The following is a 14,370-nucleotide window of genomic DNA, read 5'->3' on the forward strand; positions in this document are numbered from 1 at the left end:
TTTATCTTTTCCTATACAGCTGCCATTCCTTTGTGTACACCTGTGATAGAAAATTCTACCCATTCCGCAATATTTGTCGCATGGTCTCCGATACGCTCCAAATATTTTGTGATCATAATCAGATCGATTGCTTTTTCTCCCTGATTTCCATGATCCTCAGCAATTAATTTTACCAGTTTTTGCTTTGTCTGGTCAAATAATTTATCTACCTCATCATCTGCAAGCATTACTTTTCTCGCAAGTTCCAAATCTTTATTCACATATGCAAGGACACTGTCATTCACCATCTTACTTGTAGCTTCCGCCATCTTTCCAATAACAGGGATCTCCCTTGCCTCAGACATGCCTGCTGCGATAATAATATCTGCAATATCAGAAGTCTGATCCCCGATACGCTCCATATCCGTGATCATCTTTAAGGCTGCGGAAATCTGACGCAGGTCACGAGCTACGGGCTGCTGCTGCAACAAAAGTTTCAGACATAATCTTTCAATGTCTTTTTCTATCTGATCGATTTCTTCATCTTCTTTCATTACAAGTCTCGCAAGCTCTAAGTCTCCTTTTTGAATTGCTTTTGCCACATTTGCAATCGCTTTTTCACAGAGACTTCCCATATTAATCAACTGGGTACTTAAATTTTCTAACTGCATGTCAAACTTATTTCTCATACTATCCGAACCTCCCTGTAATATAATCTTCTGTCCGCTTATCCGACGGAATTGAGAACAATTTCTCTGTCTCATTGTATTCAACCACTTCTCCCAAAAGGAAAAAGGCAGTATTATCAGACACACGAACAGCCTGCTGCATATTATGTGTAACCATAACAATAGTATAATCTTTTTTCAATTCCATCGCAAGATCTTCTATCTTCGAGGTAGAAATCGGGTCAAGAGCTGACGTAGGTTCGTCCATCAAAAGCACTTCCGGTTGTACCGCCAGCGCACGCGCAATACACAATCTCTGCTGCTGTCCACCAGACATACCAAGAGCGCTTTTTTTCAATCTGTCCTTTGTCTCCTCCCAAATTGCCGCATCTCGCAATGATTTTTCTACAATATCATCCAGTTTTGCCTTGGAGCGAATTCCATGTGTTCTCGGCCCAAATGCAATGTTGTCATAAATACTCATCGGAAACGGATTTGGTTTCTGAAATACCATTCCAACACGTTTTCTCAAAAGATTTACATCCATACTTTTATAAATATTTTGATTATCCAGTAAGATTTCCCCTTCAATCTTACATCCTTCCACAAGGTCGTTCATACGGTTCAACGATTTTAAGAGTGTTGATTTACCACATCCGCTCGGTCCGATAAACGCCGTAATTTTATTTGCCTCTATATCTAAATTCACGTTTTTCAGCGCTTTAAAGTCACTGTAATAAAGATCCAGATTTTTGATACTAATTTTCGCCATTTCCGTTTCCTTTCGTTATCTTTTTCGCTATAAATCCTGACAGCCAGTTAATTCCGATCACAAGTACAAGCAGTACTACTGCTGTTGCATACGCCTGATCCATATGAAGCCCTTCTCTTGACATACTGTACATATGAACCGCCAGCGTTCTTCCTGATCCCATCACTCCAGTCGGAATTTCCGCAACAGTTCCGGCTGTATAAATAAGTGCTGCCGTCTCACCGACAATTCTTCCAATTGCAAGAATGACTCCTGCCAAAATTCCAGGCACCGCCGATGGAAGCACAATTCGAAACACTGTTCGAAGTTTACCCGCTCCAAGTCCAAAACTTCCTTCCCGATAACTGTCGGGAACTGCTTTTAACGCCTCTTCTGTAGTACGCATGATGAGCGGAAGAATCATAATCGCCAATGTAAACGCTCCCGCCAGCAAGGAATATCCCCATTTTAAAGTTGTCACAAAAAACAACATTCCAAAAAGCCCATATACAATCGATGGAATTCCAGACAATGTTTCTGTCGTAATTCGGATAATATCTACAAACTTATTTCCACGTTTTGCATACTCTACAAGAAAAATTGCTGAGAAAATCCCAAATGGAACTGCAATAATCAAAGATAACAAAGTCATAACAATTGTGTTAATCAATGCCGGAAACAAAGAACCATTTTCACTTGTATATTTCAGTGCAAACAACTCTGGTTTGATATGCGGAATTCCATTAATCAAAATATATGCAATTAAAAATAATAATACTGCAAATGTGATAATTGCAGAGAGTATAACCAAGAGCATCAGCACAAATGATCCCGGTGTTCTCTTGTAAGAACGCAGTTTTTCTCCCATCTTTTTACTCACGGTGTTTCCTCCTATTTAACAATGATACAGAGAGATTGATAATCAGAATGAACACAAACAGCACAACCGCTGTAGCAATCAACGCCTCTCTATGTAATCCAGTCGCATACCCCATTTCCATAACGATATTTGCCGTCATAGTACGCACACCCTTCATAATACTGATTGGCATTCTCGCTTGATTTCCGGCTACCATGATAACTGCCATCGTCTCTCCAATCGCACGTCCGATTCCAAGTACAATTCCAGCTACTACACCTGACTTTGCCGCCGGAAGCACAACTGCAAAAATGCTTCTCTCATGTGTTGCTCCAAGTGCAAGTGCTCCCTCATAATACTGGTTCGGAACACTTCTGATTGCAGACTCTGTCACGCCGATAATTGTCGGTAAAATCATCATTCCAAGCAAAATGGAAGCTGTCAGCATACTATTTCCATCACCTGATGCTTTTACAATTCCCGCACGCTTCAATGTTATACCAAGCTCTCGAATCATCGGAACCATCACAACCAGTCCAAAGAATCCATATACTACAGATGGAATTCCCGCTAAAAGCTCTGTCGCACCTTTTAATACCGGATAAATTTTCTTCGGGCAATATTTCGCCATGAATATCGATGTCAAAATTCCAATCGGCACTCCAAAAAGAATCGCTCCAGCAGTCACATAAATACTCCCCACAATCATCGGGAAGATTCCATAGATATCATTGGAAGGTCTCCAACGCTCACCACTTAAAAATTGTAAAAATCCGATTTCTTTCATCGCAGGAATCCCATTTGCAAATAAAAATACACAAATGAGAGCTACCGCCAGCACCGAAGCACAGGCGGCAATGAAGAACACTCCCTGCATGAATTTCTCGTTCCATGCTTTTTTCATCGTCTTTCGTTTCCTCTACTTATTTTATAATTTCATCCCATGAAAGTGCATCACCAACATAGATTGATTTTACCTGATCACTTGTAATGTCATCCAATGTGTTTGCTTTGTTGACAATCACTGCGATACCATCTGTTGCGATTACAGTTGCTTTCAAGCCTTTTGCAAGCTCTTCCTCTTTCACTTCTCTGGATGCCATTCCGATGTCGCAGATACCGTCTGCTACAGATGTCATACCTGTTGTAGAATCACTTTCCTGAATTTCAATCTCTGCTGATGGATTTACTTTTAAATATGCTTCTTTTAATTTTTCCATAACCGGCGTGATAGAAGATGAACCTGCGATGGATACTTTACCTGCCGATTTGCTTCCTGCATATGCCTGAACGTTATCCAAAGCAATATATCCGCTTTCTGACACAACTGCCTGACCTTCCGTGCTCAAGATAAAATTGATAAAGTCCTGAGCCACCTCGCTTACATCACCTTTTGTTGCGATATTAAACGGTCTTGCCACTTTGTATTCGCCAGATTTGATGTTTTCTTCTGTCGGCTCTGCCCCATCTACTTTCAATGCTTTTACAGTGTCATTTAAAGAACCAAGTGAAACATATCCGATTGCATACTCATTGTCCGCCACTGTTGATAACATAACGGATGTACTATTTGTAATGTTAGCCTCCTCTGTTGTGTTATCTACTTTTTCTCCTGAAGCGTCTTTTTCTTCAATTCCGAACAACTCGATAAAAGCACCTCTTGTTCCCGAACCATCTTCTCTCGAAACAACCGAGATATCATTTGCCGCATCAAATTCTGTCTCTGCTTTTCCATCTGTTTTATCTGAATCACCTGAGTTTCCACATCCAACTGCCATTGAGGCTACCATTGCTACTGTTGCTGTTAACGCTAAAAACTTTTTCATTTTCATTTTTACATTTCTCCTTTTTCAGTAAAAGATTTTTTATTCCTTAACTTCTTCACAGGTCATATCATATCGAACCTCTGTTAAATCTAAAACGCAAGTAATGTTAAATCTATGTAAAATAATTTTACAAAAACAGGTTGGAAAATCAAACGATTTTCCAACCTATCAAACATTTTACCATATATGCATTACATGCTGCATTCCAAGACTTACGATTGTAATTCCAAGCCAGCATGACATTCCAAGAAGAATCGGGCATCCCCCGCTTTTTATTAACTTTACAACGTCTGTATTGAATCCAATTGCCCCCATCGCCATAACAATAAAGAATTTAGACAAATCTTTAAGCGGCACAAATACTTCTGCCGGTACTCCCACTGCTGTAGCGATTGTCGTAATCACACTCGCTCCGATAAAGAATAAAATAAAGAACGGAAATACCTGTTTCAGGGACACTTTATCTCCTTCTTTCTCCTCTGCTTTTCTCGCCCTTATAAATGCAAGTACAAGTGTAATCGGAATAATTGCTAAAGTTCTCGTCAGCTTTACAGTCACTGCCTTATCAAGTGTCTGGCTTCCCAAATTATAAAGGCTGTCCCATGTAGATGCTGCTGCTGTAACAGAAGATGTATCATTTACCGCCGTTCCCGCAAATACACCGAACGCTTCTCCGGATGTGGTAGAAAAACCAAGTGCACCTCCAAGTGCTGGGAAAATTAATGCCGCCAAGATATTAAAGAGAAAGATAACGGAAATCGCCTGCGCCACTTCTTCTTCATCTGCATCAATGACAGGTGCCGTGGCTGCAATCGCAGAACCTCCACAGATGGAAGAGCCAACTCCAACCAATGTTGAAATCTTCGCTGGTATGCGAAGTACACGGTGAAGTACATATGCAATCACCAATGATACCGTAATCGTACAGAGTATGATCGGCAAAGACTGTTTTCCGGTCTCCATCACAACTTTTAGATTCATTCCAAATCCTAATAACACAACTGCATATTGTAAAATCTTTTTCGATGTATACTTAATTCCTGATGCAAAGGACTCTTTCTTTTTTACAAGCGGAGCAAAAATCATTCCTCCAAGAATCGCAAATACAGGACCTCCTATAATCGGAAATTGTTTTCCAAGCAGACTTGCCGGTACTGCCAATGCCAGACACAACAAAAGTCCTTTCCAGTTTTTAGATATAAAATTCATAGTAACCTCCCTCTACATTTCCGCACAGTTTCATTTTACAGCTACACTATACAGGATTATTATCATTTTGTAAAATTATATATATTGATATAATCATAAATATTTGTTATGATTATAAAAATTATTACCATATTAAAAGGAGAAACTATGCTTGATTTTCGAATGGAAACATTTTTAAAGGTCTGTGAATATATGAATTTTACACATGCCGCTCATGATTTGAATCTGACTCAGCCTGCTGTTTCACAACACATCAAATATCTGGAAAAAGAATATGATGCACCATTGTTTTTGCGTGATAAGAAAAAACTAACACTGACTCCTGCGGGTGAAATTCTTCGCTCTGCTTTAGAGACGATGCGAAATGATGAGAACACTATGAAGATACGCATGAAAGAAAGTCTCTGTGGAAAAAAGATCCTGACTTTTGGTGTCACAATGACAATTGGCGAATATGCCATAGTCCCTTCCCTTTCTGCATTCATCAAAAAGCACCCCGACACCGATATTCACGTTCGTTACGCCAATACGCAAACACTACTCTCTTTTTTATACGAGGGAAGCATTGATTTCGCCATAGTGGAAGGGTATTTTAAATCCGATAATTACGAGACCCGTATTTTTAAGACAGAAGAATATATTGCTGTGGCTTCCAAAAACCATGTGTTTCAAAAACCTGTTCACTGTCTGAAAGACTTAACCTCTGAACGTCTTTTGATTCGGGAGCACGGCTCCGGCACAAGAGCAATCCTGACGAAAACACTTGCTCTCAAAAATATGTCGATTCAGAATTTCCCTCATATTGTGGAAATTGAAAACATCCACGCTATCGTCAGCCTGCTTTGTCAGGACTGTGGCATCTCATTCCTGTACAAATCAGCTGTTGAACAGGAAATAAACGATGGTCGCCTGAGACAAATTCCACTCTCTGACTTTATGGTCATGCATGATTTTACATTTCTTTGGAATAAAGACAGTGTCTTTTCACAGGAATATGAAGTAATCTTTAATGAATTACAATCTTCTATCCTTCCATGACACCAAAAAAGGAGTGCCATTTGGCACCCCTATCCTCTATAATCCAAATTGAATATTATTTTCATCAAATTCTTCCTGTCTTTCCTCTTCTCGTCCATTCTTCTGCTGCATGAGACATTCTAAAATTGCTTCGTTCAAAGACAACATCTTTTCATCCAACGCAGATACCATCTCCGCACATTCTCTTAAATCTCTGCTGATATAAGCCGGCGCTTTTCCCTCAAACTTATAGTAAATCTTATGTTCTAAACTAGCCCAAAAATCCATCGCAATCGTACGTATCTGAATCTCAACTTTTGTATTCACAACGCTATCTGACAGGAAAATGGGAACTGCCACAAGCATATGATAACTTTTATATCCACTTTCTTTTGGATTCTTAATGTAATCCTTGATGGAAAGCACTTTCAAATCGCTTTGATTCCCAATCATCTCCGCAAGTCTGTAAATATCGGAAGTAAACGAACAAATCAATCTCACTCCTGCAATATCGTTCACATATTTTACCATATTCTCAATCGTTGCCTCGTATCCGTATCTCTTTAATTTTTTGACAATGCTCTCTGCCGTCTTAATTCTCGTTTTAATATGTTCTATTGGATTATACTGATGCACATGCTGAAATTCATCATTCAAAATCTCTAATTTTGTGCCCACTTCTTTCAATGCTGAATTGTACAAAAACATAACTGTTTTCCAACTATCAACATCTTCATAACTTTTAATTGCATCTAACATCAAGTTCTTCTCCCCTATCTTACTCGAAGAGTAATTATTACTACAATAGTATACCATAATCCAAAGAGACTGTCATAAACTTCATGCTTTTTTTAGAAAGTTTCTCTTCATCAGCCTTTATAATTCTAGTTTCATATCGCCATACTGAATCCATTTTTTCTTTCTCATAAATTCTGAAATGAGCAGTGTCACAACAGCTGGAAGGGCAATTTGTATCACTATAATTTTCACAAGCACAACCATCGGCGGCTCCACTGCCGTCATCGTCTGCCATGTCATAATCTGTCCGACAAGTCCTGCTGTTCCCATTCCAGAACCTGTTGCATTGCTTGTCATGTGCAGAATCATCGTTCCGACAGGTCCTAAGATAGCACTTGATAAAATTGCAGGAACCCAGATAATTGGCTTTCTCACAATATTTGGCACCTGAAGCATCGATGTTCCGATTCCTTGTGCTAATAGTCCCCCGATTTTATTTTCTCGATAGCTTGCAACTGCAAATCCAACCATATTACAGCAGCATCCAATTGTTGCAGCTCCTGCCGCAAGACCGGAAAGATTCAAAATAATCCCAAGTGCCGCGGAACTAATCGGAAGTGTCAGAATCATTCCCATCAAAACCGAGACAATAATTCCCATCAAAAACGGCTGCTGCTCTGTTCCCCAATTAATCAATGCTCCAAGCGCTGTCATAAATTCAGAAATCGGAGGTCCAACTAAAAGACCTACCGCCGATCCGGCTGTAATCGTTACAATCGGAGTAACCAAAATATCCACCTTTGTTTTTCCTGAGACAAGATGTCCGAATTCAATCCCTACATAAGCTGCAAGAAATGCTCCCAACGGTTCTCCCGGTCCTGAAAATACCATGGCACCATCTACAAGAACACTTCCCGCGAGCAGTTTTGCCGCAAATGCGCCCACCATTCCGGCAGTCGCTACTGACAGCACAACAAGCGGACTTTCCTTAAAGCGATAGGCAACACCTACACCAATTCCTGCCCCCGTAAACGCAGCTGCCATCTTTCCAAGTACAAAAATCATATCCCCGACATTCCCGCCAATCAAACTTCCAATCTGCTGAATAATCGTGCCGACGATCAATGTTGCAAAAAGTCCTTGTGCCATTCCTGTTAATCCATCAATAAAAATACGATCTAATAATTTCTTTAATTTTTCCATTCTACGCTCCCATTACATTTTATTTTACATGTGTCTTGTCACTAGCAAAGTCTACCATATCTACCTATAAAAAGTCAAGCATGTCTATATTGAAAATCAATTGCAAAGTATTGTATAATGATGCATACGAACAAATATAGAAAGGATGACAACCATGTTTCGTTTATGGGGAAAAATATTTAAAGATAATCGAATGTTAAAAGATACTGTCATCTGTGATGATACAGACGATACAAGAACGCACAAGATTTTTCATGCGCTGGATGAGATTTGTTACCAGTTTGATTTAAGTAAACCGATTTGGCTGGATTCTACGATTGCCGAATTCAAAAAACATGACAAAGCACGCTTTTATCAGGACAATTTCGTAGATTCCATTGATTTTGACTATCTGGAAATTCATATCATTGAAGAGTAACAAATGAGGGATGTGAGCTTCTCAAAAGCCACATCCCCAATTATCATTTTTCAAATTGCTATTCATTTCGAATTGCTGCAAGCGGGCTTAATTTCATTGCGCGCCGTGCCGGGAAGTATCCTGCCGCCATTCCCACAAGAATCGCAAATGCAAGTGAAATCAGCACAAGCCAAGGTGGAATGTAAGAAATTCCATCTGTCATCCCCATCTCAGTTCCCATGCTTCCAACCACTTTATTGACCACGAATGACATCATAAGACTTAAAATATTTCCGATCACGCCCCCGATCAGTCCGATAAATCCGGCTTCCAGCAGAAACATCTGCCGAATATTTTTCAGACTGCAGCCTAACACTTTAATAACACCGATTTCTTTCGTTCTTTCATAAATCGACATCATCATCGTGTTTGCAATACCAATCGCAGCAACAAGAAGGGATACCGCACCGATTCCGCCGAGAACCGCCTGTATCATTGCAAACTGTTTCTGCATACTTTCCAGATACTCTGCATTGCTGTATGTCTGAAATCCCAGTGTCCTAATTTCATTGGAAACAGATTCTACATTGTCAAGATTATCCACTTTTACCTGTGCTGAACTATACGTAAAATAACTGTAAGGTTTCCCGCTGCTCGTGGACGGTTGCCCCGGAATCACTCTTCCCCGAAATTCTTTTTTCAAAATGGTTTTCAGTGTCTCGATATCACAATAAGTTGAGTAAGAATATGCATTGTATTCATCAACGGTTCCTTCCACGACACCGGACGCTTTTACAACATATTTTTTTGCTGTCTTTGGTGTCTTCGTTGCTGTCTCTCCTCCATTTTCCACATTACCAAAACCACTTCCCGACTGGCTCTGGTAATAGGCATCTGTATCCAAGATCAAAAACAGAGAATCCTTGGCGAAATCAATATCCGGAAGTTCTCCGGTATCCCAATAACCACTGCCTCCTGATTTATTGCTGAAATTCGTGATTACCATGTTTCCCATCACCAGATCTAATGAGCTTCCATTTTCAGCCGGTAAATTTCCCCCCTCTTTCAATGGAATGTTCATTTTTTCCAATGCCTCATGGGACATTCCCTGCAACGTCAAAAATCCTTCATAATTGCCCTTTAACGCAATTGCCGATACTTCTAAAACAGGACTTACAAATTCTACATTTTCTAACTTTTTCAATTTTTCAATCACATCATCTGTGATATATTCTTTCGATTCCTCTCCGGAATCTACCATCATGCCACCCTGCCCGCCTTTTCCTGTCACCTGAATGGTCGTCAAACCACCAGATTTTTCTATTTCTTTATAGGTAGACTGCTGAAGACCAAGTCCGAGAGAAATCATAACAACAATGGAAGCTGTCCCAATCACAACCCCTAGAACGGTTAAAAAGGTTCGAAGCTTTCTGCGTTTCAGATTTCCACTACTCATTCTCAGTAAGTCTATTAAGCTCATCCTCTAAAATCTCCTCCTCTTCTGCTCTTCTCTTTTTCTCTTTTTTCTTCTTCACAATTACAACTACAACAATCACTCCGATGATAATTACTCCGACAATCACCGGAATAATCGGAAACGCTTTTTCTTGCTCAACCATTTCACTTTCATTCATCATCATGTCATCTGTCATCGGTGCTGTCACTAAAAGTGTCAGTTCTTTTTCAGTTGTAAATACTGCTCCCGACTCATCTTCATAAGTAACAACCATCTTAACTTTACCATCACCTGTTGTCTCTGACTCTCCGGTTATCATACCATCAATTGAAGCTGTCGCTCCGGATTCTACATTTCCGACAAAAATCTCTTTGGATTTGATTCCTTCACCCTCAAATTTTGCTTTTACGTTATACAATTTAATTCTTCCCATGTTATACAGGCTGCACATGACATTAACTTCGCTTCCAACTTCCACAGTCTCTCCACTCAGCTCAAATTCACTGAATTCAAATCTTGCATCCTGCTTAACCGGAACTGAGATACTTGATGTACTTTCAAATTGTGTTCCGCTTCCATCTTCATACTTCATAGACATCTCGACACTATATGGTTTCTGTACCAGATCTGATTTTGCATTCATATCAATCGAAATATCTTTTGTCCCATTTGCTCCGATGCCATCCAGATATACAGTGCTAGAACCGGACGCCGGAAGGAACGCCGGAGATGCAGTGTTTGCATCCTGTCCTTCTGTCGGTGCGTTAAAGTCAAACAGCATATTTTTTACCGCTGTTGTCTTGGATGTATTTTTCAAATGTACAATCAGTTTAAAATTACTTCCCGCCTTTACTTCTGCCGGATCTGTTGAAAATCCTGTGACAATTACTCTCGGAACAGATGTCGATGTTGTTGCTGATCCGCCGCCTGCACTATCTCCTCCAGTATACATCATCGGTTCACTGTTGTAGACACCTGTATCCCCCGAAGGCTGCTGCGGTTGTGAATCTGTCTGTGGTTTTTCTTCTGGTTTTTCCTGTGGCTTCTCTTCCGGCTTAGCTGTCATTTTTACAAATACACTCTGCTCAAATGCATTTTCCAATCCATCGTAAATGACATTGAATTTTACATTATAATATTTTGATGCCACATCTTCCCTTGCTTTCACATCATATGTGATCTCATAAGATTTTCCTGCTTCGATCTTATCCACTTTCTGTTCATAGGATACATTTTCAATTTCAAACGGCCACTTCTCAATATTTGCCCTCACCTGCGGAGCTACCACTACATTTTCAATTGCTGCATCTGTGCCGTTTGTAATCGTAAGCTTTAACTCTTTTTCTTGTCCATACTGATAAGCCGGTGTCGCAGTTCCACTCGCCTTTACGGTCACTTTTCCTGCTGCGTGCAGTGGCATCACCATCCCTGCCACCAGAATCATACTCATGGCAACCATCATTATTTTCTTAATCTTTCTCATCTTCTTTCTCCTCTCCCTTTGTACGGTTGTCTTCTATCTTTACAATCTCTCCATCAATAATATGGAAAATTCGATCGGCATACGAAGCCAGATGATTGTCATGTGTAACCATAACAAGCGTCTTTTTCTGCTCCCTTACCACCTTCTGCATCAGTTCCATCACCTCTTTGGATGTATGCGAATCCAGATTTCCTGTCGGCTCATCCGCAAATATAATCTTTGGATCAACAACTAGTGCCCTTGCAACTCCGACTCGCTGCTGCTGCCCTCCCGACATCTGATTCGGCAAATGCTTTTTATGCTTTTTTAAATTGACCAGATCCAGCATCTTATCTGCTTTTTTTAGTCGGCTTTCTTTTTTCTCTCCGCGAAAGCTCAAGGGCAATGCCACATTTTCCACCGCATTCATCGTCCCGATCAGATGAAAAGACTGAAAAATAAATCCAACATGATCACGTCTAAAGCTGACAAGCTGATCTTCCTTCAGCTTCTCCATGTGCTCGCCGTTGATGATCACTTCTCCTTTTGTCGGTTTTTCCAATCCGGCAAGCATATTTAACAACGTTGATTTCCCCGATCCCGAAGTCCCTACAATCGCACAGAACTCTCCTTCGTTGATTGAAAAATTCACTCCATTCAAAGCATGCACAACACTGTCCCCGACACGATAGAGCTTAAACAAATTCTTCACTTCTATAATTTTCCCCACAGATACTCTCCTTCCTGTTTTTTTCTTAATTTTACTATACCAAAGGATTTTCTGAATATTATATAGGAAATCTTAAGTTTTCCTTAACCTATAAAATAAGTGCTTTTAAGCAAGAAAAAAGAGCCTCTAAAAGCTCTTTTCTCTTGACTTTATTTTTCTTCTCTTCGTTTCCAAACGTTCACACTTACCAACGAACTTCCTGCCGCTACAGCCAACAGCCACATCAATGGAGTAGCATCTACTGTTTTTGGTGAAGGCTGTGTTGGAGTCGTTTTCTCTTCCGATACCGGTTCCTTCTCTGATTGTGGTACCGCTGCCTGTATTTTTTCCAAGCCTTGTAATGCACTGTCAAGCTGTTTTGTCGCTGCATCAATCTCATCTTGAACTGCAAATTCATCTGCTAATACCGTCTTTGCGTTTTCCAGTTCTTTTTCTAATGTCGCATAACTGGCTTCTGTATACATATCTTTCTGAACAGCTTCCGCTTTGGCAATCAACGCCTCCAACGCTTCTGTTGAAACTTCATCCATCACACGTGCAACTGTGTAATTTGGCATTATATTCTCTGTCAATACAGATGGTACAAACATTTCTGTTGATCCACTTTCTTTGAACGCTTTTAATTCTGTCAAAATACTTTTTGCACTGTTAAATGCATCCTGTGCAATTACTTTTCCAATCTCTGTTGCTTTTTCCTGTGCAAGTTCCGGTGATTTTTCATATAACTTCTGCATATCCACATCAACTTGTTTTTGCTGTTCAATCAATTCTGCCTGATACGCATCCCAGTATTTTCGAATATTTGTCCCATACAATTCTCGATTGTCATCTGCCAGATCATTCAAGTCATTGAACACCCAAAACATAGAATCTTCTACAGATGTCAGCTCATCATTGTGGTATCCATCCCATGTCTCTGTCAGCATTGCTCCATAATACGGAAGATATAAAGAAAACTCTGCTCTTGACATCGCAAGCCATTCTACTCCTGACATTCCCTGATACATCCCGTCACGCATCTCCAAAATATGGCATTCTGCCTGATTCTTATTGCCGATTGCATAGATTGACTCATTTACATTGGAATCCATCTTTGTTCCTTCTCCTCTGTATGCCAGAAACTTCATGATATCCTGTGTAGAAAATTTTTTATCTGGCGTAAACAACAAATCATACGGACCATAAACTCCAGCCTCTGAAGGCTCAATACTTAAACCCTCTCCTTTTTCATGGTTCAAGTAATATGTCCCTTGCCACAAACGTGTCAGCTGACCTTTTCCCGGGTTTTCTGCACCATATGTCTGTGTGACATGAATCATTCCATCTTCCGTCTTTAAAAATCCATTTTCTTCCGCTAATGATACCAATCCTTCAGATGCAATCACATTTTCTGTATCTGTCACATCAACCGTTCCAAGAAGCATCATATTCGGAATTGCCGCAACCTGATCTTCCGGCAGCTTAATGGCTGCATATTGATGACCGGAAACAATTTCCATGTACCACGCTTCATTTGGATCACTGATCATAATCGTGTTACATTCCCCCGAACCGTATTTTTCCACAATCTCTCCTAACAATTCCACGCCGTCTCTTGCTGTTTTTGCCTGTCCAAGTAGAATCGATCCCATCGATAATTCACAGATACCGGTATCCACCAATGGATCTGCCGCTTTTGCCTTATCATTGTAATAGGTAGATACAGTGGCCGTCATAGCAACCTCATTTTCATTGATTCCAACCTCTGCATAAGGCTCTTCTCCTTCTCCAAACAGTGGTGAATCTTTTGCCAGTGTATATTGGTATGTGTGTTCTGGATATGGCATTGAAAATCCATATGCATCTTCAAAAATTGCTCCTGGTTCATGGTCTTCTGCTGGGTGCACCGTAAATATTTTTGTATGTCCCGCTCCGATATCCTCTGATCTTCCAATATAGGATGAGCCATTCTCTGAAACTTCTTTCCCTACATATACTCCCATACAGGCAAATGCCTGCATAGAACTCCCCATGGCCATTGTGCCTGCCAAAACCAGTGCTGCTATTTGTTTCTTCTTTATCATTTTCCCCATTCC

At 40.3% G+C, this 14,370-nt stretch carries 14 protein-coding genes; 2 read left to right on the plus strand and 12 right to left on the minus strand.

All coding sequences use genetic code 11. The annotated features are described in order from the left end of the window. Positions 1-11: 11 nt before the first annotated feature. The 6 genes from phoU to ACTQXY_RS02435 all read right to left on the minus strand — a co-directional run bounded on the left by phoU (position 12) and on the right by ACTQXY_RS02435 (position 5,292). Positions 12-668: a phosphate signaling complex protein PhoU gene (phoU, locus tag ACTQXY_RS02410; RefSeq protein ID WP_441658130.1), complete on the minus strand. Its 657-nt coding sequence runs from the start codon at positions 666-668 to the stop codon at positions 12-14. 1 nt (position 669) lies between these two features. After that, a complete protein-coding gene (pstB, locus tag ACTQXY_RS02415; protein ID WP_441658131.1) occupies positions 670-1,419 on the minus strand; it encodes a phosphate ABC transporter ATP-binding protein PstB in 750 nt (249 codons plus the stop codon). After that, positions 1,406-2,266 carry a phosphate ABC transporter permease PstA gene (gene pstA, locus ACTQXY_RS02420; protein ID WP_441658188.1) on the minus strand — a complete coding sequence of 287 codons (861 nt, stop codon included), beginning with the start codon at positions 2,264-2,266 and terminating at the stop codon, positions 1,406-1,408. The genes pstB and pstA overlap by 14 nt, the downstream gene beginning before the upstream one ends. Before the next feature lie 4 nt (positions 2,267-2,270). Then, positions 2,271-3,161: a phosphate ABC transporter permease subunit PstC gene (gene pstC / locus ACTQXY_RS02425; RefSeq protein WP_441658132.1), complete on the minus strand. Its 891-nt coding sequence runs from the start codon at positions 3,159-3,161 to the stop codon at positions 2,271-2,273. Between the two features lie 19 nt (positions 3,162-3,180). Continuing rightward, positions 3,181-4,089 carry a substrate-binding domain-containing protein gene (locus ACTQXY_RS02430; RefSeq protein ID WP_441658133.1) on the minus strand — a complete coding sequence of 303 codons (909 nt, stop codon included), beginning with the start codon at positions 4,087-4,089 and terminating at the stop codon, positions 3,181-3,183. Between the two features lie 171 nt (positions 4,090-4,260). Further along, positions 4,261-5,292: a putative sulfate exporter family transporter gene (locus ACTQXY_RS02435; protein WP_441658134.1), complete on the minus strand. Its 1,032-nt coding sequence runs from the start codon at positions 5,290-5,292 to the stop codon at positions 4,261-4,263. A 147-nt stretch (positions 5,293-5,439) separates the two neighbouring features. Here ACTQXY_RS02435 and ACTQXY_RS02440 point away from each other — a divergent pair, with 147 nt between their 5' ends. Beyond that, the gene (locus tag ACTQXY_RS02440) at positions 5,440-6,330 is read left to right on the plus strand and encodes a LysR substrate-binding domain-containing protein (protein ID WP_441658135.1); all 891 of its coding nucleotides are present in this window, start codon (positions 5,440-5,442) and stop codon (positions 6,328-6,330) included. Positions 6,331-6,366: 36 nt separating this feature from the next. Here the strand turns inward: ACTQXY_RS02440 and ACTQXY_RS02445 are convergent, their stop codons facing one another. Then, the gene (locus ACTQXY_RS02445; RefSeq protein WP_373206949.1) at positions 6,367-7,068 is read right to left on the minus strand and encodes a GTP pyrophosphokinase; all 702 of its coding nucleotides are present in this window, start codon (positions 7,066-7,068) and stop codon (positions 6,367-6,369) included. 117 nt (positions 7,069-7,185) lie between these two features. After that, a complete protein-coding gene (locus ACTQXY_RS02450) occupies positions 7,186-8,250 on the minus strand; it encodes a PTS sugar transporter subunit IIC (protein WP_441658136.1) in 1,065 nt (354 codons plus the stop codon). 154 nt (positions 8,251-8,404) lie between these two features. On the opposite strand from ACTQXY_RS02450, the gene ACTQXY_RS02455 reads away from it, so the two are divergent. Beyond that, positions 8,405-8,668: a hypothetical protein gene (locus tag ACTQXY_RS02455; protein WP_156558047.1), complete on the plus strand. Its 264-nt coding sequence runs from the start codon at positions 8,405-8,407 to the stop codon at positions 8,666-8,668. A 58-nt stretch (positions 8,669-8,726) separates the two neighbouring features. Here ACTQXY_RS02455 and ACTQXY_RS02460 read toward each other — a convergent pair whose 3' ends face one another. The 4 genes from ACTQXY_RS02460 to ACTQXY_RS02475 form a co-directional block, all read right to left on the minus strand. Next, complete coding sequence (locus ACTQXY_RS02460; RefSeq protein WP_441658137.1) at positions 8,727-10,127, minus strand: FtsX-like permease family protein; 1,401 nt, start codon at positions 10,125-10,127, stop codon at positions 8,727-8,729. Beyond that, positions 10,096-11,586, minus strand: coding sequence for a COG1361 S-layer family protein (locus ACTQXY_RS02465; RefSeq protein WP_441658138.1), 1,491 nt, complete (start codon positions 11,584-11,586; stop codon positions 10,096-10,098). Before ACTQXY_RS02465 ends, ACTQXY_RS02460 begins: the two co-directional genes overlap by 32 nt. After that, positions 11,573-12,295: an ABC transporter ATP-binding protein gene (locus ACTQXY_RS02470; protein ID WP_004614673.1), complete on the minus strand. Its 723-nt coding sequence runs from the start codon at positions 12,293-12,295 to the stop codon at positions 11,573-11,575. Before ACTQXY_RS02470 ends, ACTQXY_RS02465 begins: the two co-directional genes overlap by 14 nt. 149 nt (positions 12,296-12,444) lie before the next feature. Next, complete coding sequence (locus ACTQXY_RS02475; RefSeq protein WP_441658139.1) at positions 12,445-14,367, minus strand: C69 family dipeptidase; 1,923 nt, start codon at positions 14,365-14,367, stop codon at positions 12,445-12,447. Positions 14,368-14,370: the final 3 nt, after the last annotated feature.

The sequence above is a fragment of the Faecalimonas sp. LCP19S3_D12 genome (assembly GCF_052121495.1).
Taxonomy (GTDB): Bacteria; Bacillota; Clostridia; order Lachnospirales; family Lachnospiraceae; genus Faecalimonas.